The sequence below is a fragment of the Corynebacterium sp. MSK032 genome (assembly GCF_030232065.1).
GTDB lineage: Bacteria > Actinomycetota > Actinomycetes > Mycobacteriales > Mycobacteriaceae > Corynebacterium > Corynebacterium jeikeium_D.
The window spans coordinates 22,185-44,473 of sequence record NZ_JASPJR010000012.1 but is presented as its reverse complement, the minus strand read 5'-3'; the positions used below and the strand labels follow the sequence as shown (position 1 = coordinate 44,473).

The window sequence follows — 22,289 nt, the reverse complement described above, 5'->3', positions numbered from 1 at the left end:
TATGGCCTTTCCCGATGATGAGTTGGACACGCGCGAGGCAATTCTGCTGGACACCAATCCAACTTTTGGTCGGCTGGTGTGGCCGCTCTTGGAACTCATGGTTATCACGGGCGTCTGCTGGTTGCTGATTGGTTTTATCGACGGCCCTGGGATTGCTCCGGGAGATCTGCAAGGTGTGCGTCAGCTGCTGCTCTTCGCGTGGCTGGGGCTTATTCTCTGGCGCGTCGTTCGTCCGGTACTAAGTTGGCTGGGGGAGCGGTTTGTGCTGACTGATAGGCGGATTATTTTGCGCCGCGGCATTCTGCGCCCGCAGGTGGTCTCGATTGATCTGCGTTCGGTGCGTGCGGTCAATCGCAAGGGCGGCGTGTTGTATCTGCACACCCGCAGTTTCGGCCCGCCGCTGGCTGTAGAAGATATTCCCAGCTCCCGCAAGGTGGCTAAGTTGGTCTCCCGGTTGACTTAGAATTTTGGGTCATAACCTACAATCAGGGGTGTGATTGCTTCGGATACCCCTGAAAACTCCACTAATTCCACTTCTAATTCCGCTGCAGCGCTAACTGCTGCGCAGCATCCCGCGCATGCTGATGGCGTGCCGGTTGTGGCGGTGATTGGTGACGGTCAGCTGGCTCGTATGATGCAGACTGAGGCCATTGAGCTGGGACAGTCCATCCGTTTGCTCGCCGGTTCGCCGGATGCTTCCGCAGCGCAGGTGTGTGCGGACGTTATCATCGGCGACTACCACGTCTGGGAAGATGTTGAGCGCGCTGTCGCCGGTGCGCAGGCCGTGACTTTCGACCATGAGCACGTTCCCACCGAATTCCTCAACAAGCTGACCGAGATGGGCTACTCGGTTCAGCCTCAGCCGTCGGCGTTGCTGTACGCGCAGGATAAGCTGCTGATGCGCCAGCGCCTGGAGGAACTGGGCGCTCCAGTACCTGCCTACGCTGCAATTGAGTCCGCCGAGGATGCCGAAGCATTCTTCGACCGCGTTGACGGTGCCGTCTGCCTGAAGGCTCGCCGCGGCGGTTACGACGGTCACGGCGTGTGGTTCCCGAAGGACCGCGAGGATCTGCGTGCGCTTGTCGACGAACTGCTGGGCAAGGACGTGCCGCTGATGGCCGAGCGGAAGGTCGCGCTGGTTCGTGAGTTGTCGGCCATGTGTGCGCGCACGCCGTCGGGCGAGGTCAAGGCCTGGCCGGTCCTCGAGTCCGTGCAGCGTGACGGCATCTGTGTTGAGGCAATCTGCCCGGCGCCAGGGCTTGCCGACGACCTTGCGAGAGCGGCCGAAAAGCTCAGTGTGACCATCGCTTCCGAGCTGGGAGTAACCGGCGCGCTGGCAGTTGAGCTGTTCGAAACCGTCGATGCTGACGGCAATCCGGAGATTTTTGTCAACGAGTTGGCCATGCGGCCACACAACACTGGTCACTGGTCGCAGGACGGCTGTGAGACCAGCCAGTTTGAGCAGCACCTGCGTGCAGTTGCTGACATGCCACTGGGTTCCACTCGCCCGACTGCGCCGGTGACGGTAATGGTCAATACGCTCGGTGGCGATGAGGCCTCGGATGTACCTATTTCACAGCGTTTTGCTGAGGTATGGCGTCGTTTCCCATCAGCGAAGATTCACTGGTACGGGAAGGATTGGCGCCCTGGACGTAAGCTGGGGCACGTCAACCTGTGCGGCTACGACGCAAGCCCGGAAGGCATCGCGGAGACCCGGCGGGTTGCCAACCTCGCTGCTGGCTACATCGTCGATGGCGTGTGGGCAGACGGCTACACCGCATAGGTGGCTGGCGCTGTATAAGAATTAGATTGCTATCTCAAGGAGACAACATTGGCTGAAGCAAACCAGGTGGCAAGCCCGAAGTTGGCCAACGTAACCGGTCCGCTGGTCGGTCTGATTATGGGGTCGGACTCGGATTGGCCGACCATGGAGCCCGCAGCGGAGGTCTTGGCTGAGTTCGGAATTCCCTTTGAGGTAGGTGTGGTCTCTGCACACCGCACTCCGGAACGCATGATTGACTACGCAAAGTCCGCCGCTGACAAGGGGCTGCGCTGCATTATCGCTGGCGCCGGTGGTGCAGCACACCTGCCGGGCATGGTTGCGTCGGCCACTCCGCTGCCGGTTATCGGCGTGCCACGCGCGTTGGAGAACCTGGAGGGTGTCGATTCCCTGCTGTCAATCGTTCAGATGCCGGGCGGCGTTCCGGTGGCAACCGTCGGTGTGGGCGGCGCTAAGAACGCTGGCCTGCTGGCTGTGCGTATTCTCTCGGCCGGTTACCCGGAGCTCATTGTGGCGATGGAGAACTACCAGGCCAACATGCGCGATGAAGTTCTGGCGAAGGACGAGCGTCTGCGCAAGAAGCTGATGGGTGAGTAGGGCGCGCAACCAGCCCCGAACTACCCGCGCATATGAACTGCGGGGTAGTGGAACGTGTCCGGGTCGGCAGTCTCCCAGGCTTCGGCCCAGTTGTGGAAGCGAGTTCCGCTCAGCAGCTCGCCTGGCTGCAGCCAGTTGTAGAGCTCCGCGTAGGTCTCACCGACCTGCTCATTGGTGCGCCGCAGCAGGTGGGACGGCCCCAGCTCAGAGAAGCTATTCAGGCCCATCGATGCCAACAGGCTAGCTGCTTCCGCGACCGTGGCATTGTGATAGTTGGCCACACGCTGACCCTTGTCGTCGACATCCAGGGCCTTCCACAGGCTCGGATCCTGGGTAGCCACACCCACCGGGCAGGTGTTTGTATGACATAGCTGAGATTGGATACAGCCGGTGGCCATCATCATGCCGCGAGCCGAGTTCACAAAGTCAGCACCGATGCACATGCGCTTCACAATATCGAAGCCAGTAATGACCTTGCCGGACGCACCGAGCTTAATGCGATCGCGCAGACCGGCACCTACGAGCGCGTTATGGACGAGAATCAGGCCGTCGGTAAGCGGCAGGCCAACGCGGTCGGAGTATTCCAGCGGTGCAGCACCGGTGCCGCCTTCAGCGCCGTCGACGATGATGAAGTCCGGGGTGATGTTCTCTTCCAGCATGGCCTTGCACACGGCGAGGAACTCAAGCTGGGAGCCAACACACAGCTTGAAACCGACCGGCTTGCCACCGTTGAGCTCACGCATGGTGCCCATAAACCGAACAAGTTCACGCGGGGTGGAGTAGACGCGGTGGTACGGAGGGCTCATCACGCCCTTGCCAACTGGTACGTGGCGAGTAGCCGCAATCTCTTCGTTGACCTTGTGACCTGGCAGCATGCCGCCGAGTCCAGGTTTTGCGCCCTGGCTAACCTTCAGATAGGTTGCCTTGACCTGCGGAATCTTAGCCTTTTCGCGGAAGAGCTCCGGGTCGAAGTCGCCATCCTCAGTACGTGCACCGAAGTATCCGGACCCCAGCTGCCAATAGAGGTCTGCGCCATACTTCAAGTGGTAAGGGCTGATAGCGCCCTCGCCGGTGTCCTGTACGAAGTTGCCCAGCTTCGCGCCCTTATTCATTGCCATGACAGCGTTAGGGGACAGAGAGCCGAAACTCATGGCTGAGATGTTGAAGACAGACGCTGAGTACGGCTGGGCGCAGTCCGGACCGCCAATATCTACGCGCGGATCCTCGATGACGTGCTGGCTCGGCGCCATCGAGTGGCGGACGTACTCGTAGCCGGGCGCATTAATCTTTCGCTCAGTACCGAATGACTTCTTCGAGGACAGCCCCTTCGCACGCTCGTAGACCACGGTACGAGTATCGCGGTCGAACGGAGCGCCGTCGAAGTTGCGCTCGATGAAATACTGCTGCATCTCAGGGCGAATGGTCTCACCCATGTAGCGCAGATGGCCGATGACCGGGAAGTTCCGCAAGATGGAGTGCTTCTTTTGAAGCATGTCATAGATAGCCACAACATCCAGGAAGAGGATGAAGGCCATCAGAATCCACCACCATGGGCTCAGATCCCATACAGCCAGTGCGCCCAAGACGTTGATGAGGGCGAGAATCGCAAGAATATATGGTCGGGTAATCACGGTTTCCAGGTTATCGCGACTACTTAGAGCGCTTCTCGACGGGACAGCTGCGACTAAATCACACGGGCTTTTTCGGCCGTAGAAATAGCAGTGACACGCTCGCTATCACCACCGCGCACGACGACGGCAGCACCTCCACGAACCCAAGCCGACAGCACATTACGTGCCCATTTATCTGCGGTGACCTGTGAAGAATCAGGCACCAGCCAGCCGTCGGAAACGACGCGGGAACCGGTCGTGAGCTGCATCTCGTCCGCGTAATCGCCAGCAGATGAAAGCAGTTCTGCAGCCGACTTCTCCCCAATAACGGGAGTTTGGTCGGAGTCCGGGCCTGCGCCTAGATATGCGTCTGGGTGGAAACGAACTTCCGGACCAAAGTCAATGACTCCCGGTGGAATATCATCACCGCATTCCACGACACCACGGCCAAAGGGATCGTCGGTAAGCACTGCGAGGTAGGCATCTGGGAACTTCTCTTCCCACGTGCTGACGTTGCTGACAGTGGTGAATACGACCAGCGGCTCCTCATCGCTAACGGTGACGCCAGCACGCTCGCAGCCCAGGATGATGCAGGCGGACTGCCAGATCAACGGCAAGTCAATCCATACTTGGTCTCCGGCGACGAGGTCGAACTCATCGTGCAGCATGTTGGCGATCTTGCTGGCCCAGTTGTCCAGGGTTTGGGCCGATAAATCGGTACGACCGCCGGTAGTTTCGTCATAACAGGTCAAACGAGGCACGGACGGGTCGGCCTCGAGAAGTGTCTTCAGAATCTCCACGCCTCCAAGGGTAACGAGATTCTCTCCAGGCCGTCGGGAAGAGTCGCCTAACTCAATAGCAGGGTGAACAACAGGATCGTCGGCAAGCAGGCGATTGTCGTAATCACGCCGCAGTCGCGCGCCTGCTCAAGGTTCCGGCCGAAGCGGGAGGCGAAGGTGTAGACGTTCTGGGCTGTCGGCAGGCCGGCGATAATCACAGCTGCCAGCAGCGCATGCCCGTTGAGACCAAAAACGAAATGGCCGAACAGCAGAGCCAGCGCGGGGTGGAGGAAAAGCTTCAGCATAGACGCCACCACGACAGCGCGACGAGGGGAGCGGCCGGCTTCCATAAACGGCATGCCATGCAGGCTAATACCGAAGGCCAGAAGTGCCATTGGCACCGCGGCCTGCCCCAATAGCCCCACTGGATGCGCTACGAACTGAGGTACTTCGATAGCAAACGCATTAACCGCAAGCCCCACCATCGCCGCCAGAAAGATTGGGTTCTTCAGCGGCGTCATGATGACATTGCGCGGTCGGAAATGACCGCGGTTAGTGAGGATTTCCAGCACGGTCATGGAAGCGGGCGCATAGAAGGCAATCTGAAAGATAAGGGCCGGGACGACGGCGGTAGCGTCGTGAAGCACTGCGACTGCGATGGGCACGCCGAGATTAGCGACGTTGTTGTAACTCGTCGACATCGCGCCGACCACAGCATCGGCGCCGCGCTGTTTGAACATGGGCGCCACAAAAATCCGGTAGAACGCCGCCGTGCCAAGCGCCGACAGTGCCGCGACACCAAACGCCGAACCGAAGATGCTCGCCGAATCCGCCGTTGCGAGAGTGTGCGCGAGCATGCACGGCATCGCGATCCAGAACACGACCATGTTCAGGGTAAAAGATGCCCGCTTATCGACGATCTCACTGCGCCCAAACAACCAGCCAACAATGATCAGTACTGCGACGGAACCAAAGCCGGTGAATATTTCGGTGAGAGCGGGCATAAGTGCATATTTTAGACAATAAAAAACGGACCCAATCCAATCCCCTCGGTGGGGAAGGACTGAGTCCGTTTTACGCTGTTATCGCATGTATCGTCATGCGGCCAGCGCGTAAATAAGGCCTTTCGGCGGGTGTTCGAATGATCGGCTCCCGCCGACCAGCCATCTTTAGCGGCTGGTGAACGGCAGGAGTGCCATCTCGCGGGCGTTCTTCACAGCGGTAGCGACCTGGCGCTGCTGCTGCGGAGTCAGACCGGTGACGCGGCGGGAACGAATCTTGCCACGGTCAGAGATGAACTGGCGGAGCAGGTTAATGTCCTTGTAATCAACCTTCTCAACGCCTGCGGCCTTGAGCGGGTTCTTCTTCGGGCGGCGGGACTGCTCCATCCGCGCCTTCTTGTTAGAGTGATTGCGCTTCATTGGTGCTCCTCGACTTACCAGCTGGACTTACGGACGCCCGGGAGTTCGCCACGGTGGGCCATCTCACGAACGCGGACACGGGACAGACCGAACTTGCGGAGGTAGCCGCGCGGGCGACCATCTGCAGCGTCACGGTTGCGGACGCGAATCGGGGACGCGTCACGCGGCTGACGGTTCAGCTCGTACTGTGCGTCCATGCGCTCTTCGTCAGTGGAGTGCGGGGACTTGATGATGCGCTTCAGTTCAGCGCGACGTTCTGCATAACGAGCGACGATTTCCTTGCGCTGCTCGTTCTTGGCAATCTTGGACTTCTTAGCCATGAATTAGCGCTCCTCGCGGAATTCGACGTGCTTGCGGACAACCGGATCGTACTTCTTAATGGTGATACGGTCCGGGGTATTGCGCTTGTTCTTACGGGTCACGTAGGTGTAACCGGTGCCCGCAGTGGACTTCAGCTTGATGATTGGACGAATGTCATTACGTGCCATTTTTTAGATCTTCTCCCCACGTGCACGAATCTGAGCAACAACAGCCTCGATACCGTACTTGTCGATGGTCTTCAGACCCTTCGGGGACACATTCAGAGTGATGTGACGCCCCTCAGAGGCGAGGTAGAACTTCTTACGCTGCACGTTGGGGTTCCAACGGCGCGACGTGCGCCGGTGGGAGTGGGACACGGTCTTGCCGAAAGACGGCTTGCGTCCCGTAACCTGGCAAATCGCCGACATAGGGATTCCTTTGCTTCCTTGCCGCCCAATGCCGACATCACTGGTGCGCCACGCCGGACTATTGAATAACCGAGGAATCCACCTGGCCTTTTCCGGGGCGCTGCCCACTGACACTCGACGCTGAGCGCGTAAACGAATAACTAGACAACAGCGAGAGAACAGTTTACACACGAGTTGCGGGATAACCTAATCGCTGTTCCACTGTGGTTTTCTCGGTGCGACTCTCGAGTGTCGTCATAGAGTTCGTGCTTGTCGACGGGCGTTAGTGCAGGGCCCTTTTTTAATTTTCGGGCTCGAGCCTGTAATATTCCATCGAGTGTCACATGCCGGTTTATAGAAATATTGACCCGGTGCGTGTCATTGTAAGTCGTGTTCGTACCCAACTCAGGCACGATTCTCTCACTCTTAGCTGGGGGAAAGCGACCTGAAGTTCAATCCTGAGGGAAACGAGAATTAATGAAGAAGGACATCCATCCTGATTACCACCCGGTGGTTTTCAAGGACGCAGGCACGGGTCACTCTTTCCTTACCCGTTCCACCGCCACCTCCGACCGCACTGTCGAGTGGGAAGACGGTAACGAGTACCCGCTGATCGTCGTTGACGTCACCAGCGAGTCGCACCCGTTCTGGACCGGTGCTCAGCGTGTCATGGACACCGCTGGTCGCGTCGAGAAGTTCCAGCGCCGTTACGGTAACCGCATTCGCCGCGCGAAGAAGAACTAAGAATAGGAGGGGAATAAGAAAATGGCAGTACCAAAGCGTCGCATGTCGCGTGCTAACACCCGCGCTCGCCGTTCCCAGTGGAAGAGCAACAACGTCGCTCTCCAGGAAGTCAAGGTAAACGGCCGCGTCTACAACGTTCCTCGTCGCATCGCCAAGGCTGTTCAGCTCGGCCTGGTTGACGTCGAGAAGTTCTAACGCGCATCTTTTAGGATGCTGACAACGTTCCTCGCTGAACCGTGGAGCGCTTCGAGCGCCCAGAGCGCGTTCAGTGCGTAAGGAACAGTTGGTAAAGAGCTTTTTAAACCTCACCCCATCGCTTGTACTCGGCGATGGGGTGAGGTTTTTCAGTTCTATGGCCAGGTTTTATGGGAGCACTCTCACGAAGAATCTGTGTCACATTTACACTCACCTTATATTTTCAAGGCACAATGGGCAGTATGAAGATTTTGGTAGTTGATGACGATCAAGCGGTACGCGAAGCGTTGCGGCGATCGTTGACTTTTAATGGCTACACGGTCGAGCTCGCCGAGGATGGCGCAGAGGCCTTGGAAAAGATTGCCAAGGATCGTCCGGATTTGGCCATTTTGGATGTCATGATGCCGAAGCTGGACGGCCTGGATGTTTGCCGTCGGCTGCGCAGCGAAGGCGATGATCTGCCGGTCATGATGTTGACTGCACGTGATTCGGTCTCCGAGCGCGTTGCTGGTCTTGATGCCGGCGCAGATGACTACCTGCCCAAGCCGTTCGCATTGGAAGAGCTGCTCGCTCGTGTCCGTTCGCTACTTCGTCGTTCTGCTTTGGAAGTGCCTGCGATGGAGGATGCCGCAACTCTGCAGTTTGAGGATCTCTCCTTGGACCCGGAAACTCGTGAGGTCTTCCGCGGTGAACGCCGCATTAGTCTCACGCGTACAGAATTTGCGCTGCTGGAATTGCTGATGAGCAACCCGCGGCGTGTACTCTCCCGTACCGCCATCTTGGAGGATGTCTGGGGCTATGACTTCCCGACGTCCGGCAATGCGCTGGAGGTCTACATTGGCTACCTGCGTCGCAAGACGGAGGCAGAGGGAGAGCCGCGTCTGATTCACACCGTTCGTGGTGTCGGTTATGTGATGCGGGAGACCGCACCGTGATGTTGCGCCGTCGTCGTTCGACCGGCGGTGGCGTGCAATCAAATCAGCGTTCTGCCACGGAGGCCAATCCGGGGCAAGGTACCGTCGGTAAGCAAGAGAAGTCCGCGAATACTGAGACGATGGCAGGGGAATCGCTTCCCGGCCTGCCGCGGAGCTCGCGTATCCCTTCGCTGCGTTGGCGGCTGACTATTCTGACAGCGCTCATTGTGGCGATGTCGGTGGGGCTGATGACGCTGGCTGCATTTTTTACTGTGCAGGCAGCGCTATACCGCGAGGTGGACAGTAACCTCCGTAGCCAGGCGGAAAAGCTGCTGATGTCACCGTACGCTTCGGAGTTTGCCATTGGCCCCTCCTTTGAAGCGGACTCGAACAGGATTCTGAACCCCGATTTGGACGCGGTGTACTTTGCCCACGGCAGTGTGGCGGGCAAAGGCGGTGGCTCAATCTCTATTGGTGGCCCCGAACTTGCGGTGTTGCGGGGGAATCGACAGGAATCGATTCGCACCGATGAGTACAACGGCCGTCGCGTATACGCAGTCCGCTCCGAAGACGGTGCGACGCTAATCCTTTCGCAGGATCTGAGCTCGACGCAGTCGGTCTTGAAAGCGCTCAGTGCAGTGCTGCTGAGTATCTCTGCTATCGGAATCCTCTTCGCAATCGGATCAGGTATTACGGTGGCAACAACGGGTCTGCGCCCGGTCACTCGGCTGCGCATTGCTGCGGAGCGAGTGACGGAAACCGACGAGCTGCGCCCAATCCCTGTGGAGGGCGACGATGAGCTTGCGCGCTTTACCCGCAGCTTCAATGAGATGTTGGCTGCACTTCAAGCGTCGCGCATTAAGCAGGCGGAGCTGGTTGCAGATGCTGGTCATGAGTTGAAGACTCCGCTGACGTCGTTACGCACAAATATTGAACTGCTGATGATGGCCTCCCGTTCGGGAGCGGCAATCTCGGATGAGGATCGCGCGGATCTGGAAGCTGACGTCATCGCACAGTTGGAAGAGTTGTCGACGTTGGTCGGTGACTTGGTTGATTTGGCACGCGAAGATGGCCCGCAACAGGTTATTGAGCATGTCGATGTCGACGAAATCATTTCCACGTCGCTGGCGCGTGTTGAGCGTCGTCGTCCGGATATTACCTTCGATGTGCAGACAGCTCCGTGGTATGTCTACGGGGATTCGGCGGGTCTTGGTCGCGCAGTTTTGAACTTAATGGACAATGCTGCAAAGTGGTCGCCGGAAAATGGCACCGTGCGGGTTCGTCTAACGCCGCTCAGCGAGGTTGTCGCTGAATTCACGGTGGCGGACTCGGGGCCAGGTATCCCGAAGGAAGATCGAGACAAGGTCTTCGAGCGTTTCTACCGTTCCATTCAGTCGCGGTCGATGCCTGGATCCGGCCTGGGCTTGGCCATTGTGAAGTCGGTCATCGTCCGCCACGGGGGCACGATTACTGCCGATGAGTCCGATGATGGCGGTGCCTTGATGCGAGTGACTCTGCCGGGCAGTCCGCACAGCGGAAAAGGCGAAGACTCCGATTCAGCTCAAGAGCCTAGCTAGAAACGCATAACCCCACGTCAAAGCTGATGTAATCCCCGCTGCACGCGGCCTTTTAAGGAAGTGCGTGGCGGGGATTCGGTGTTTCATTCGGGGAATTATCGGCGAGACCGCAGACTGCTCTCAGCCAATTGTTAGACAGACAGTGCAAGGTATTACGTATGAGCAACTCTTTCAACGATTCCTCGCGGGGAGATGAGCGGGGACACTACTCCTCGCAATCTCACAACTTCAGCGAGAACCGTGCCATTGGGGATGCTGGTGAGACAAACCAGTTTTCTGTCAATGAGCGCGGCTGGGAGAATTCCCACTACAACACCATCCCGTCTCAGCCGAACGGCGCTTACGGAGGCGGTTCAGAGTGGGACGTTGCGGCCAATCAGCAGAAGACCAAGGGTGCCCAGGGGGCTAAGGGCATGGGGGCGCTGGCAGTCGCTGCCCTGATGCTGTGCTCGGCCGGTATCGGTGGCGGTGTCGGCGCATGGGTAGTTCACAACTCGCAGTCGTCGGCCCCCGCGGACAACGCGCTGGATAAGCCTGCGGAAACCCGTCAGGTAGCAGCAGCTGAGGGGTCCGTGGAGAAGGTCGCGCAGAAGGTCCTTCCCAGTGTCGTCTCCATCACCACTGCCTCGGAGCGGGGCACGGCGTCGGGGTCAGGCTCCATTCTGTCGTCCGACGGTCTGGTGCTGACGAATAATCACGTCGTTGCAGGCGCGGGTCCGGACGCACATATGGAAGTCCTGCTTTCCGACGGCACCACGCACCCGGCAACTCTGGTTGCAGGGGATGCGGCTACGGATATTGCCGTTATTCGAATTGAAGGTGTTAACGGGCTGCGCCCAATCTCGCTGGGCAACTCCTCGCAGGTTCAGGTTGGCCAGGAAGTGGTGGCCGTTGGTTCGCCACTGGGACTGACCTCCACTGTTACGCAGGGCATTGTCTCCGCTAAGAACCGTCCGGTAACCGCCGCTGGTGAAGACGGTCAGTCTTCCGTCATTGATGCAATCCAGACCGATGCGGCGATTAATCCGGGTAACTCCGGCGGAGCGCTAGTGGACATGGAAGGCAACCTCATCGGTGTGCCCAGCGTGATTGCCTCTAACAGTGAGGCATCGGAACAGGCGGGCAGCATTGGCCTTGGTTTCGCAATTCCGGTTAATCAGGCTCGTCGCATAGCGGAAGACCTGATCGATTCCGGCAAGGCGCGGATGCCTGTCATTGGCGCCCAGATCGATTCGCGTCCGATTGCACGTGGTGCACTGGTGCGAGAGGTAACGCCAGGTGGCCCAGCTGATAAAGCGGGGCTGAAAGATGGTGACCTGATTACCAAGGTTGATGACCGCACACTTGACAACGGCGTTGCACTAATTGCGGCTATTCGGTCGCATCGGATCGGGGATTCTGTCACACTTACAGTTACAGATGAGCGAGGCGGCAACGAGCGAACGGTCGATGTCACCTTGGCAGAAGCCCAGGATTGATAGGCAGCGTGGTGGAGTGAGTACCTCACCATCTGTAGAAGAGTTTTCGAGTGAAACTTCGAGTGAAAAGCTGTGGGAGAAGGCGAGATAGAGCAGATGAGCGAAACCGTGAGTACTGAGCCAAGTGACGTCAACCTCGCTGAGATGGAGCGTCTTATCAACGACGACGGCCAGGTCCGAAATGCGTTCGTTGTCCTCGTGGGCGACCATTTCGAGAACCCGGATGGTGCGGCTTCGCTCATGGTTGAGCTGTTGGAAGAAGACGGCTACTCGGTCGATGCCGTGGTCAGCACTGGTGCAGTGAAGCGTGAGATCCGGAAGGCTCTAGATACCGCTGTTGTCGGTGGCGCAGATTTGGTCGTCACGGTGGGCGGTGTTGGAGTTGGTCCTCGTGCGAAGACTCCGGATGCCACTCGCAAGGTTCTCGATGTACGACTGCAGGGCATCGAACAGGCTATTCGTAACTCCGGTATGGGAGCTGGCGCCTTGGATGCGGGGCTGTCCCGCGGTTTGGCCGGCGTGTCCGGTCAGACAGTGATTGTCAATCTCGCGGAGTCTCGCGCTGCAGTGCGCGATGGCATGGCGACAATTCTCCCGCTGGTCTCACATGTGCTTGACGATCTCTGCCGCTGGAGCGTCTAGGAATGGGCGACGCTAAGCAGCCCAATCAGCCTGAGCAAGAGCAAGCCGCGCCGCGCAGTGGCAGCCGTAGGCAGCGTCGCCGCGCAGGTGCACCGGCGAAAAACTTTGCCCAGTCGCGCAGTGCGAAAACTGCGCGCAAAGTGCACTATCACGATGAATCCCCGGAGGATGCTCGTGATTTTGATGTGGACTACTGGACAAAACAACGCCCACCCCATTGGGGATGAGCGCTGTGTAAAGGCGTTAGTTAGCTTCTCATCGGAAGCTCGCAACTAGCAGCTAGAGGCTAGTTCAGCTCCGTCTTCGGCTTGCCGTTCTGCTCTGCCAGCAGGTCACGAATCTCAGTCAGCAGGTCAGCCTCGGTGACCTCCGGCTCAGCGGAGGTCTCCAGACGAGCCTCACGCATCGCGTTGAACTTGTTCATCGGAGCAACGATGACGAAGTAGACAACCGCTGCGACCAGCAGGAAGTTGATGACTGCGGTGATGACAGCTGCGAAGTCAAGGTAGGTCGACGGGTTGCCGCTGATGATTTCGAAGCCAAGGCCAGTGACCTCAGCGCCACCGATGGTGTTCAGCAGCGGCTCGAGCAGGCTGTCGGTGAAAGCAGTGACGATTGCGGTGAACGCAGCACCGATGACAACACCGACCGCCAGGTCGATGACGTTGCCGCGCATGATGAACTCTTTAAAGCCCTTAAGCATAGGAAATTTCCTTCTGTAGAAACGGAACAAACCAAACGAGACCTGTGAGTCATCGTGTTGCTCATGGCAGGCCCATACGATTTTGAGAAACGGGGCAGTGCGATATCAGGCAGTGCCACTCTTCTTCGCTCTAATCGTAGTTTTGAATTGCCTGGCCATTGTATCCCCGCACTAAGTTGTGGGACAAGTCAACTTTCTGCGAAAAACACTGTTCAGGACCATAAAATCTTTGAACCAGTGAGATTTTGGTCACTAACCTGCGAGTAACAGTGTGAGCGGAGATGCTAGCGATGTCGCAGCCACCACCTCCGCGGCGCCGGTGGGCAGAGCGACCAAGACCACCTCATCGTCGACGATGTTGACCACCCTTGCCCCGTGTGCAAGCGGCGCCGCCACCCCGCGCTCATCCGCTGTCGACACAATATCCACGCTGTCACCAGTGCGAAGAGCGGACACAATGCCCGCATCAGTCAACGTGATGGCAATAATTTTGCTTTCCGACGTCCCCGTCAGCGACTTGGCAAGTGACGGGCCGACCATTCGCTGCTCTGTAATTATCTCTCTCGGTGACATGCCGGTGGCCAGGGTGCGTCCCCGCACAGAGGCGATGTCCGTTACGGCTCCACCGGGAACGAGCTCCCGGGGAATGTCCTTGAAAGCCACATCTTGTTCTGCCACCGATGCGCCAGCGGCAATGGATTTGGCGCTAACCACTACCCGAATATGGCCGCTGCGGGGTGTCAATGACTCCACCGCCGCCAGGCCGACTGCGCATAGGAAAACAGTGAGGGCAACCATCCGCCGAATAGTTGTGGGGCGGAGCTTTCGGAATGGACGCGGAAACCGGGACGAATATTTTGGGCTCATATTAAGTTAGGCGCGAAAACCCCGGAATCGGTTCCATTAAATCTGTGAAATCCCCGCTGGCGTGATCACATAATCGGCAGGAATGTCGTGCTCATCGTAGGCAAGCTCCGTGCGCAATTCGGTGTCGAAAACCGCAACAGCGATGGCCGCAGCTCTCACCCCATCCGTATCGTCGTCGCGTCGAGCGAAAACCAAGCTGCGATCGTAGTAACCAGCGCCACGCCCTAACCGCATCCCGGTTGCGAGGTCGGCCGCAACTGCCGGCAGGATAATGGCGTCGGCAACACCCAGCTCAGCTGGGCCAGCAGAGTCTTCCACCGAAACAGGTTCTAAGAGTCCAAATCGGCCCTTGTGGAAGCTGCCGTTGTAGTAACCCCAGTGCAGCGGTTGTGGTGGACCGGGCGGGCAGACGGGAAGCAGAATTCGTGCTCCGGGAACCGCGTTGGCCAGAGCTTCCACAAAGCCCTGGCCGGGCTCACCACCAGTCGAACTAGAAACGCTTGCGCCGGGTTCGTCGCCAGCGGGGACATAGGCGGCAAAGATGGGTTTTGCGAGGTCGCCGACGGTATTGGATAACCATTCTTGCAACCGCTGTACCAGTGCTTCGTCGTCAAGCATGCGCTCACGCTGCCCCTTGGCGGCGCGTGCGGCGAGTACCTCGTGCCGTGTGCGGGCTTTGAAATCAGACGTGGTTTCTGGAAGCGGAGCCATACCTGCAAACCTACTCTGTCAGGTAGGGGAGCGACCTCTGTCGTCAGCGCAGGAGAAAATTTCTGATTAATGCGTTGAAAAAGCGGGGTCAGCCTCCGAGCAAATGGAAGTTATATAGGTATCGTTGCCATTATGGTCTCATCGTCTAAAGAGTCTGGTTCGGACATGACTACTCCGGTTCGAACTGTCATCGTTCCTGCCGCGGGCATGGGTACGCGATTCTTGCCTGCCACCAAGACAGTGCCGAAAGAATTGCTGCCCGTAGTTGATACGCCGGGCATCGAGATGATTGCTGAAGAGGCCGCCGCCACTGGTGCGCAACGCCTGGCTATTGTCACAGCGCCGAGTAAGGATGGCGTGCTTGGGCACTTCGACCCGCGCCCGGACCTTGAGCAGACTCTCGCCGAGCGCGGCAAGGACAAAATTGCAGCGAAGGTACGCCGCGCCACCGAGGTTATCCGCGTCGAATCCGTTGTCCAGGATCGACCGCTGGGCCTGGGGCATGCGGTGCTGGTCGCAGAGCCGCTGCTCGAAGACGATGAAGACAGCGTTGCTGTCATGCTTCCCGACGATCTCGTGCTCCCAGTGGGCGTGATGGATCGGATGACGGAAGTGCGCGAGCGCTTTGGTGGTTCGGTGCTGTGTGCGCTGGAAATTCCTCATGAAGAGGTCTACAACTACGGTGTCTTCGATATTGAGGACGCCACCCCGGCGGAGTCTGGTGAGCTCGGTGCTGACGCGGCCGACGCTGATGCCTGGGACGATGTGAAGCGAGTCAAGGGCATGGTGGAAAAGCCGGACCCTGCGGATGCTCCATCCAACTTCGTTGCAGTCGGACGTTACTTGCTCGATCGCGCCATCTTCGATGCGCTGCGTCGCATCCCGCGCGGTAAGGGCGGCGAATACCAGCTCACCGATGCAATTGAGCTGCTGATTCAAGAGGGGCATCCGGTTCATGTGGTCGTTCACAAGGGGTTCCGCCATGACCTGGGAAATCCTGGTGGCTTCATTCGTGCTTGCGTAGACTTTGGACTCAGGCATCCGGACTACGGCGAGGGGCTGCGCGACTACATGCAGCAGCGTCTGGCGCAGGATGAACAGGCTTAAAGCCTTTTTATAGAGGCTTGTACTGAGAAGCTGAATAGCCATAAAGCGCACCGCGGGTTGGTGCCGAGGAAGGTAAAACATGCGTTCTGTGGAAGAACAGTTGGCGGCAATCACCGCACACGCTGTGATGCCTGATCCTGTGCGCGTTGCTATTTCGGAATCCCTCGGCATGCTGTGCGCTGAGGATGTCATCGCTGAGCAGCCGTTACCGGGATTCGTGCAGTCAGCAATCGATGGTTATGCGGTGCGCGCTGTCGATATCGTCGGCGAATCTGGTTCTTTACCTCCGGATGCGCGTCAGAGTGATGTTGATTTTCGCGAGGTTGAGCTACCTGTTGTCGGTGAGGTGACAGCGGGTTCGCATCACCCGATGCGGCTACAGCCGAAGCAGGCCGTGCGCGTACAAACTGGTGCGCCGCTGCCATCGCTTGCCGACGCCGTCGTGCCCCTAAACTGGACCGACCGCGGTGGCCGTCGAGTTAATGTTCTCCATCCGGTCTACTCCGGTGACTTTGTGCGCAAGGTCGGTGACGACGTGCAGCCGGGTGACGTGGCGGTGTCCTTGGACTCGGTGATTTCGCCGTCACAGGTTGGATTGCTGGCAGCGGTGGGGCGTTCGAAGGTTTTGGTGCACCCCAAGCCGCGTATGTCCGTGATTTCCATTGGTAATGAGTTGGTCGATGTTGACCGCACGCCGGGGCTCGGTCAGGTCTACGACGTCAACTCCTACGCGTTGGCAGCAGCCGGCCGCGATGCTGGGGCTGAGGTACACCGAGTGGGTATTGCCACCGGTGAGCCCCGTCGCATCCGGGAAATCATCGAAGGCCAGCTCATTCGCAGTGAGCTTTTGGTCATCACGGGGGCTGTCGGCGGTGCCGCGGGTGAGCAGATTCGCCGTGTGCTGGCTGAATTGGGCGAGGTTGATGTTTCCCGCATCGCTATGCATCCTGGTTCGGTCCAGGGCTTTGGTCTGCTGGGAGATGACAAGATTCCAACGTTCCTCCTGCCGTCGAATCCGGTCGGCGCATTGGTCGTTTTTGAGGTCATGGTTCGTCCCCTCATTCGGCTGGCGTTGGGTAAGCGCAATCCCCGCCGCCGCGCTGTCACCGCTCGTGCTGTCGGCCCGATTGAGTCGGCGGAGAAGCGCCGTGGCTACATCCGTGGCCAGCTCATGCGTGACCGCGAGACCGGCGAATACATGGTGCAGCCGCTGGGAGGTTCCGGCGGTGCGCAAGCCCATCTTTTGGCCGGTATGTCGGAAGCCAACAGCCTCATCGTGATTCCGGAAGACGTGCTGCACGTGCGTCCGGGAGATGTAGTTGACGTGCTGTTCATGGCGCGCCAGGCCTAACCTCACTCCACTACCGCGAGTATTGTTGCTGTGCGTACTTCTCGTCTAGTAACCAGTGGCGGCCGAGTCCGCCTGCGTGTGCCAGAGCGCTCTGATGCCTCTGCATGGCGGACACTGCGGCTGCGCGACGAGCCCATTTTGCGCCCCGTGGAGCCAACCCTCGAGGACGACTGGGATAACGCCCACAAGGCTTCTGTTTTCCGCCGTAACCTGCGCAGTTGGCGTCGTTCAGAGGCTGCGGGAGACATGATTGTCTCCACCATTGAAGTAGACGGCCAGTTCGCTGGCATGCTCACACTCGGCGGTATTACACCTTTCCCCGTCGCTCACGCATGGATTGGCTACTGGGTCGGCAGCGGCTTTACATGTGGAGGGGTCGCCACTGCGGCAGTGGCGTTGGCGTCGGATTATGCCAAGAGAGTTGGCGTCCACCGAATTGAAGCGACTGTGTTGGACAGCAATGTCCCGTCGATACGCGTGCTGGAAAACTGTGGGTTCGAGTACGAAGGCGTGGCGCGGGAAGCCTTCCATATGGATGGCGCGTGGCGCGATCATCTGACTTATGCGCGGGTGGGGGAGGACAGTGCAGTGGACCTCATCGTGGCGAGTGGTCGCGCGCAATATGAAGAGGCGGAGAAATACCCACCGCAACGGCGCGCCTGAGTAGTCTGAGTAACACACGCCGATAGGGTGATGACAACTCTACTATTGGGCGAATTCGCTCTAGATACGCTGACTGCCTTCGCAAATGCCTCTGTGGAAGGGCATGTGGGTGGCGTATTTGGGCCGGGGAGAGACGGCGAAACCCCGGGCGAAATCGCAAGGAGACACAAAATATGTCAACTTCACTGTTGCTGATACTCATCGTTGTACTGTGGCTGTTTGTGCTGGCCCCGCTGGTGGTCAATACGCGCAAGCCGATTCGTCGTACTTCCGATGCGCTAGGTAAGACCCGCGTGCTGCATCGTGGTGGCGAGGAGTTGGCCACGACGCGCCGCCGTCCGTCTTTTAAGGAGTCGGACGTGCGCGTAGCCGAAGAAGTCGACGATTCTCTCGAAACCGTTGACGCGCAGGTCGACGATGACTTCGATGTCAGCGACGTGCTTATCGACGACACCGTGGACGAGGCGGCCGACCCGGCCGTCGTTGACGGCGATATCGTCTACGAGCTGGAAGCGGCAGATGCAGAAGAGGAGACCCCGCAGGCGGATGATTCCGCTACCGAGGAAGCCACTGCTGAGTCTTCTGACCGCTCTGACATGGACGTGTCCGATGATGAGTCTGCAGACCAGTCGCTGCAGGCTGTCGTTAATGACGAGGATGCTGAATCTGACTCCGCCGTTGCCTCCGCCGAAGGTGACGTGGTTCGTGCAGATGAGTCCTCTTCCGATGTGAGCGTTGACGTTCGCCGTCAGTTTGTCGACGCCGATGACTTGATGTTCGAAGATGCCGTTGAATCTGACGCTGATTCCGGTGCCGCGGCTGACGCTGAGCACGCGGACGCTGAGGCTCTCTCTGAGACTGAAGAGGCAGCAGACACCGTAGACGAGCAGGCGGAACCCGACGAGACCGTCGAGGACGACAGCGACCACAGTGTCGAGTCCAACGATGACGCAGTCGCTGTCGATGACACCTTGACCGAAGATGATTACGCGTTCGCTGAGAAGCGCCGTGGTCGTGGTGGGTTCGATCCGATTTCGGATGCCCAGTACGCTGAGACTCGCTTTGCCCGCCGCCGCCGTTCGGTTGCTGGGCTGGCAGCGTTCATCGCGGTCACGGTCATCATCGCTGCTTTCGCCGGTGGTTGGACCTGGTGGATTCCACTGGTCGGTGTCGGCTTGATGACCCTGTATCTGGTCAACCTGCGCCGCACCGTGCGTGCAGAGCAGGAACTGCGGGCTCGCCGAATTCGCCGTATGAAGATGGCCCGCCTCGGCGTGCGTAACCGCGAGGATGATGAGCTGGGAATTCCACAGCGTCTGCGCCGTCCGGGCGCGGTAGTGGTCGAGCTTGATGATGAGGACCCGGATTTCGCAGATCTGGCCTACACTGACTACCGCTTTGATGACGACGATTATGACGAAATGCCACAGGCTCGTGTGAGCTAGTCCTGTGAGCTGAGCCGTAGAACAACCTTAAAGTTGTCTGAGCACGTCAGCGCGATTTTTTGTTAGAAACTCGGCCTGTTACGATGTCACTACCTAAGACATGACACACCGGGTGTGTTTGGCGGAAGGCTTCTCCCGAGGGGTTGGGAGAAGCCTTTTTGCATGTTTAAGTCGCTGGCCTCTCGCAGCCGCAGTGCTACCGTGTTTTGACCGTGCCGTCGGGTAGCATGTCCCTCATGGATCGACCGGTAATGCGCGATATCGCGCTCGTGATTCTCCGCCTGATACTCGGAATTATCTTCATCTGCCATGGCTGGGACAAGATTTTTATCACCGGTATCGACAAGACGACCGGTTACTTTGTCGCCGTGAATATCCCGCAGGCGCACTTGACGGTCTGGGTTGTCGCTCTAGTCGAACTGGTCGGTGGCGCGTTGCTGATTCTGGGACTCTTGGCACCGACGGTGGCGATGGTCTTCATCATTGAGATGATTGGTGCCTGGTGGTCGATGCACTTGGGCAATGGCCTGTTTATCCGCGACAACGGTGCGGAGCTTGTGATGTCGCTCATCGGTGGTCTGGTGATGATTTTCGTTTTCGGGGCTGGCCGTTTCAGTTTGGACAGGCAGTTCATCAGGTAAGACCTCATTAGGTACAACCCCCTTAAGAGTTAAAGGCGGTGGAGATCCCCCGTGGAGTGCGAGGAAATTCGCGCAGCATTGTCAGCTCGTCTCGATGGCGAGCAGGCAAGCATTGCCGATGAAGTCATCGATGCCCATCTTGGGGCCTGCGAGGAGTGCCGAGCTTGGTACGAGCGAGCGGTGCGGCTGAACCGCGCCCTTACGGTTGGGCCTGCCGATGGTATGCCGGAGATTTCCACGGATGATCTCTCGGAGCGCATTTTGGTCTCCATCGAACCGGAGCGCCGGCGGCGTGAGCGCGCATGGCTGCTCATGGCCGGCACCGCCCGCGGGGTGCTCATTGCACTGGGCCTTTGCTGGGCGGTCTGGGGGATTGCGACACTGGTCGACGCCTCCGGCATGATGACGCTCGGACTTTCCTCGACGCAGCCGCAGGACGGTGCAGGAATCGCAACAAGCACGGGAGCGCCTATCGACGGTTCCACTGCCACCGTTGACCCAATGGAGCTCGGAGCACGCCTTGCCATTCAACTCGCGGCAATTCGGCTTGCATTGGCAGTGGGATTGTTCTGGGCTGCTTGGCGGCCACGCGCTGCCATGGGCATGGCGCCTGTCTACGGTGCCGTCGCCACGTTCAGCATCGGTTTTGGTATTCGTGACATTCTCATCGGTGCCCAGGGAGCATCAGAGATCGCTGGCCTGGCCTTGATATTTGTCTCCGCTTTGACGCTGGCCGTTGTGTGGCTGGGCGGCTATACGCCGACGGCAATCGCACAGGCATGGCGGGCCGCCTCGGGGTTGCCGGTCACAGGCGTGCCACCACAGCGGGACTAGCTCCAAGACGGCAACCAGAACCGCCATTCAAAGTGGTTGAGAGGCAGCGGGTAGCCGGTCAAAATCGGCAGCCAGAACACAAACGCGGTCACCACTAGTGCGGCGTGCGTGCCAACGATTACCAACCCCACCGGCTTACCGCGGGGCCGCCAGTGTGAGAGATCGTCGGCAAGCAGAGCAAAGGCGATGAGTACGAATGGAATCAGCGCGGTGGCGTAGAAAAAGTACATCTGCCGGTCGTAGCCGATGACCCACGGCAGCCACGAGGCGAGGAAACCGATGACTGGCAGCGCGTAGCGGCCGTCGCGGCGGCCGAGCCAACGCCATGTGGCCCACAGGACCACGGGGACCAGCAACCACCAGATGGGTGGGGTGCCAAAGAGCATCATCCAGCCCTTGCACTCCTGGCCGTCACTGCAGGTGGTTTCGGTGGAGTAGTAGAGCATTGGCCGCCAACTCACCAGCCACTCCCAAGGCTTGGACTCCCAAGGGTGTTTGTGGCCATTAGAGGTGGTCAGCTCGGCGTGGAACTTCAGCACGCTGTTTTGGTAGTGCAGGTAGTTCTGCAGGGCCTCGGGAAGCCAGTCGGTGCCGGGGAGTCCCGTATCGCGGTCTTCGGGCGAGACATGGCGATAGACCGACGTTTCTTCGGCGAACCAGGAACGCCAACTTAAGAAGTAAACGCCCAGTGGGACTACCACCAGATCACGCAACGCCGGGACGGTATCCCGGGCGAGTGCGCCGAGCACGGGCTTGTCCGCACCGGCATTCTTGCGTGACACCAGATCCGTGAAGACGGACCACAGGCCGAATGCGGCCATGTAGTACAGACCGGACCACTTCACCCCGGTGGCAAGCCCCAGCATGATGCCGGCGAGCAGTCGCCACCAGCGATAACTGAGATAGGGGCCGAAACTACCTAGCTCCGTGGCGGATTCCAGGCGCTTGCGGGCATCGGCCTGGTCAATGAGAAGTGCCCACGCGGCCGCGATGATGAAGAAGGTCTGAATCATGTCCAGCATGCCGACCCGGGAGGAGACAAACAGCACTCCGTCGGCAAGCGCGTAGAGACCAGCAATACCCACCGCCAACCGCGAGCCACGAGAGATGCGTCGGACGATGTCCATGAGCAGCAGGATAACCAGCGTGCCACACACTGCCGACATAAATCGCCAGCCCATTGGTGAATAACCGAAGATCCACTCGCCCAAGGCGATGACCTGCTTGGCCACTGGCGGATGCACAATCAGACCGTAGCCGGGATTGTCCTCAATGCCAGACGAGATGGGGTCGCGCGTGGACTCCAGAATCTGCCATGCCTGCGGCACATAGTGCTTCTCATCGAAGAGCGGGGTGCCATTGTCGGTCTTGGCAGCAAGCCCGATGAAACGCGTTAGCGCTGCGACGATTCCGAGAACCACAAAAGTGGCGGTATCCCATTTGTCCCACCGCCGCAGTGGCGGCAGCGGGGGAACCGGGGGAATCGGGCGCAGGAAACGCTTTTTCGCGCGGCGCTCGGTTTC

At 58.9% G+C, this 22,289-nt stretch carries 26 protein-coding genes; 15 read left to right on the top strand and 11 right to left on the bottom strand.

Annotated elements, in window-relative coordinates:
- Nucleotide 1 precedes the first annotated feature (1 nt).
- From QP995_RS08010 to purE, 3 genes are all read left to right on the top strand, one after another.
- Nucleotides 2-463, top strand: coding sequence for a PH domain-containing protein (locus tag QP995_RS08010; protein ID WP_016423280.1), 462 nt, complete (start codon nucleotides 2-4; stop codon nucleotides 461-463).
- Nucleotides 464-493: 30 nt separating this feature from the next.
- Complete coding sequence (locus tag QP995_RS08005) at nucleotides 494-1,783, top strand: 5-(carboxyamino)imidazole ribonucleotide synthase (protein WP_016423279.1); 1,290 nt, start codon at nucleotides 494-496, stop codon at nucleotides 1,781-1,783.
- Between the two features lie 117 nt (nucleotides 1,784-1,900).
- Nucleotides 1,901-2,377: a 5-(carboxyamino)imidazole ribonucleotide mutase gene (gene purE, locus QP995_RS08000; RefSeq protein WP_042389458.1), complete on the top strand. Its 477-nt coding sequence runs from the start codon at nucleotides 1,901-1,903 to the stop codon at nucleotides 2,375-2,377.
- Nucleotides 2,378-2,397: 20 nt separating this feature from the next.
- Here the strand turns inward: purE and QP995_RS07995 are convergent, their stop codons facing one another.
- From QP995_RS07995 to rpmB, 7 genes are all read right to left on the bottom strand, one after another.
- A complete protein-coding gene (locus QP995_RS07995; protein WP_016423277.1) occupies nucleotides 2,398-4,008 on the bottom strand; it encodes an FMN-binding glutamate synthase family protein in 1,611 nt (536 codons plus the stop codon).
- Nucleotides 4,009-4,061: 53 nt separating this feature from the next.
- Nucleotides 4,062-4,787, bottom strand: a complete 726-nt coding sequence (locus tag QP995_RS07990) for a TIGR03089 family protein (RefSeq protein ID WP_016423276.1) — start codon at nucleotides 4,785-4,787, stop codon at nucleotides 4,062-4,064.
- Between the two features lie 47 nt (nucleotides 4,788-4,834).
- Nucleotides 4,835-5,770 carry an AEC family transporter gene (locus tag QP995_RS07985; RefSeq protein ID WP_070767160.1) on the bottom strand — a complete coding sequence of 312 codons (936 nt, stop codon included), beginning with the start codon at nucleotides 5,768-5,770 and terminating at the stop codon, nucleotides 4,835-4,837.
- Nucleotides 5,771-5,935: 165 nt separating this feature from the next.
- Entirely contained in the window at nucleotides 5,936-6,187 is a 252-nt protein-coding gene (rpsR, locus tag QP995_RS07980) for a 30S ribosomal protein S18 (protein WP_005511410.1), read from the bottom strand.
- 14 nt (nucleotides 6,188-6,201) lie between these two features.
- Nucleotides 6,202-6,507, bottom strand: coding sequence for a 30S ribosomal protein S14 (rpsN, locus tag QP995_RS07975; RefSeq protein ID WP_005511414.1), 306 nt, complete (start codon nucleotides 6,505-6,507; stop codon nucleotides 6,202-6,204).
- Nucleotides 6,508-6,510: 3 nt separating this feature from the next.
- Nucleotides 6,511-6,675 (bottom strand): 50S ribosomal protein L33, encoded by a 165-nt coding sequence (gene rpmG / locus QP995_RS07970; protein ID WP_005511413.1) that lies wholly within the window; start codon nucleotides 6,673-6,675, stop codon nucleotides 6,511-6,513.
- 3 nt (nucleotides 6,676-6,678) lie between these two features.
- A complete protein-coding gene (rpmB, locus tag QP995_RS07965; protein WP_016423274.1) occupies nucleotides 6,679-6,915 on the bottom strand; it encodes a 50S ribosomal protein L28 in 237 nt (78 codons plus the stop codon).
- 456 nt (nucleotides 6,916-7,371) lie between these two features.
- On the opposite strand from rpmB, the gene QP995_RS07960 reads away from it, so the two are divergent.
- The 6 genes from QP995_RS07960 (at nucleotide 7,372) to QP995_RS07935 (ending at nucleotide 12,444) form a co-directional block, all read left to right on the top strand.
- Entirely contained in the window at nucleotides 7,372-7,638 is a 267-nt protein-coding gene (locus tag QP995_RS07960; protein WP_005511390.1) for a type B 50S ribosomal protein L31, read from the top strand.
- 21 nt (nucleotides 7,639-7,659) lie between these two features.
- A complete protein-coding gene (gene rpmF, locus QP995_RS07955; protein WP_005511439.1) occupies nucleotides 7,660-7,833 on the top strand; it encodes a 50S ribosomal protein L32 in 174 nt (57 codons plus the stop codon).
- A gap of 242 nt (nucleotides 7,834-8,075) precedes the next feature.
- Nucleotides 8,076-8,768 (top strand): response regulator transcription factor, encoded by a 693-nt coding sequence (locus QP995_RS07950; RefSeq protein WP_005511429.1) that lies wholly within the window; start codon nucleotides 8,076-8,078, stop codon nucleotides 8,766-8,768.
- Nucleotides 8,768-10,324, top strand: coding sequence for a sensor histidine kinase (locus QP995_RS07945; protein WP_048733614.1), 1,557 nt, complete (start codon nucleotides 8,768-8,770; stop codon nucleotides 10,322-10,324). The genes QP995_RS07950 and QP995_RS07945 overlap by 1 nt, the downstream gene beginning before the upstream one ends.
- A gap of 158 nt (nucleotides 10,325-10,482) precedes the next feature.
- Nucleotides 10,483-11,802 (top strand): S1C family serine protease, encoded by a 1,320-nt coding sequence (locus tag QP995_RS07940; protein WP_069359643.1) that lies wholly within the window; start codon nucleotides 10,483-10,485, stop codon nucleotides 11,800-11,802.
- A gap of 96 nt (nucleotides 11,803-11,898) precedes the next feature.
- Nucleotides 11,899-12,444 (top strand): MogA/MoaB family molybdenum cofactor biosynthesis protein, encoded by a 546-nt coding sequence (locus QP995_RS07935; protein WP_016423270.1) that lies wholly within the window; start codon nucleotides 11,899-11,901, stop codon nucleotides 12,442-12,444.
- A gap of 286 nt (nucleotides 12,445-12,730) precedes the next feature.
- Here QP995_RS07935 and mscL read toward each other — a convergent pair whose 3' ends face one another.
- The 3 genes from mscL to QP995_RS07920 form a co-directional block, all read right to left on the bottom strand.
- A complete protein-coding gene (gene mscL / locus QP995_RS07930) occupies nucleotides 12,731-13,147 on the bottom strand; it encodes a large-conductance mechanosensitive channel protein MscL (protein ID WP_016423268.1) in 417 nt (138 codons plus the stop codon).
- Between the two features lie 252 nt (nucleotides 13,148-13,399).
- Nucleotides 13,400-13,945, bottom strand: a complete 546-nt coding sequence (locus QP995_RS07925) for an SAF domain-containing protein (RefSeq protein ID WP_224433571.1) — start codon at nucleotides 13,943-13,945, stop codon at nucleotides 13,400-13,402.
- A 105-nt stretch (nucleotides 13,946-14,050) separates the two neighbouring features.
- The gene (locus tag QP995_RS07920; RefSeq protein ID WP_284853094.1) at nucleotides 14,051-14,725 is read right to left on the bottom strand and encodes a 5-formyltetrahydrofolate cyclo-ligase; all 675 of its coding nucleotides are present in this window, start codon (nucleotides 14,723-14,725) and stop codon (nucleotides 14,051-14,053) included.
- A 132-nt stretch (nucleotides 14,726-14,857) separates the two neighbouring features.
- Here QP995_RS07920 and QP995_RS07915 point away from each other — a divergent pair, with 132 nt between their 5' ends.
- From QP995_RS07915 to QP995_RS07890, 6 genes are all read left to right on the top strand, one after another.
- Entirely contained in the window at nucleotides 14,858-15,832 is a 975-nt protein-coding gene (locus tag QP995_RS07915; protein ID WP_016423265.1) for a UTP--glucose-1-phosphate uridylyltransferase, read from the top strand.
- Nucleotides 15,833-15,911: 79 nt separating this feature from the next.
- Complete coding sequence (glp, locus tag QP995_RS07910) at nucleotides 15,912-17,183, top strand: molybdotransferase-like divisome protein Glp (RefSeq protein WP_005511382.1); 1,272 nt, start codon at nucleotides 15,912-15,914, stop codon at nucleotides 17,181-17,183.
- A 30-nt stretch (nucleotides 17,184-17,213) separates the two neighbouring features.
- Complete coding sequence (locus QP995_RS07905) at nucleotides 17,214-17,846, top strand: GNAT family N-acetyltransferase (protein WP_049193056.1); 633 nt, start codon at nucleotides 17,214-17,216, stop codon at nucleotides 17,844-17,846.
- A gap of 173 nt (nucleotides 17,847-18,019) precedes the next feature.
- A complete protein-coding gene (sepX, locus tag QP995_RS07900; RefSeq protein WP_016423263.1) occupies nucleotides 18,020-19,291 on the top strand; it encodes a divisome protein SepX/GlpR in 1,272 nt (423 codons plus the stop codon).
- Nucleotides 19,292-19,527: 236 nt separating this feature from the next.
- Nucleotides 19,528-19,932, top strand: a complete 405-nt coding sequence (locus QP995_RS07895; RefSeq protein ID WP_042388863.1) for a DoxX family protein — start codon at nucleotides 19,528-19,530, stop codon at nucleotides 19,930-19,932.
- 51 nt (nucleotides 19,933-19,983) lie between these two features.
- Complete coding sequence (locus QP995_RS07890; RefSeq protein WP_284853093.1) at nucleotides 19,984-20,766, top strand: zf-HC2 domain-containing protein; 783 nt, start codon at nucleotides 19,984-19,986, stop codon at nucleotides 20,764-20,766.
- On the opposite strand, the gene QP995_RS07885 is transcribed toward QP995_RS07890, so the two are convergent.
- Nucleotides 20,763-22,259 (bottom strand): dolichyl-phosphate-mannose--protein mannosyltransferase, encoded by a 1,497-nt coding sequence (locus QP995_RS07885; protein WP_395451742.1) that lies wholly within the window; start codon nucleotides 22,257-22,259, stop codon nucleotides 20,763-20,765. The genes QP995_RS07890 and QP995_RS07885 overlap by 4 nt on opposite strands.
- Nucleotides 22,260-22,289: the final 30 nt, after the last annotated feature.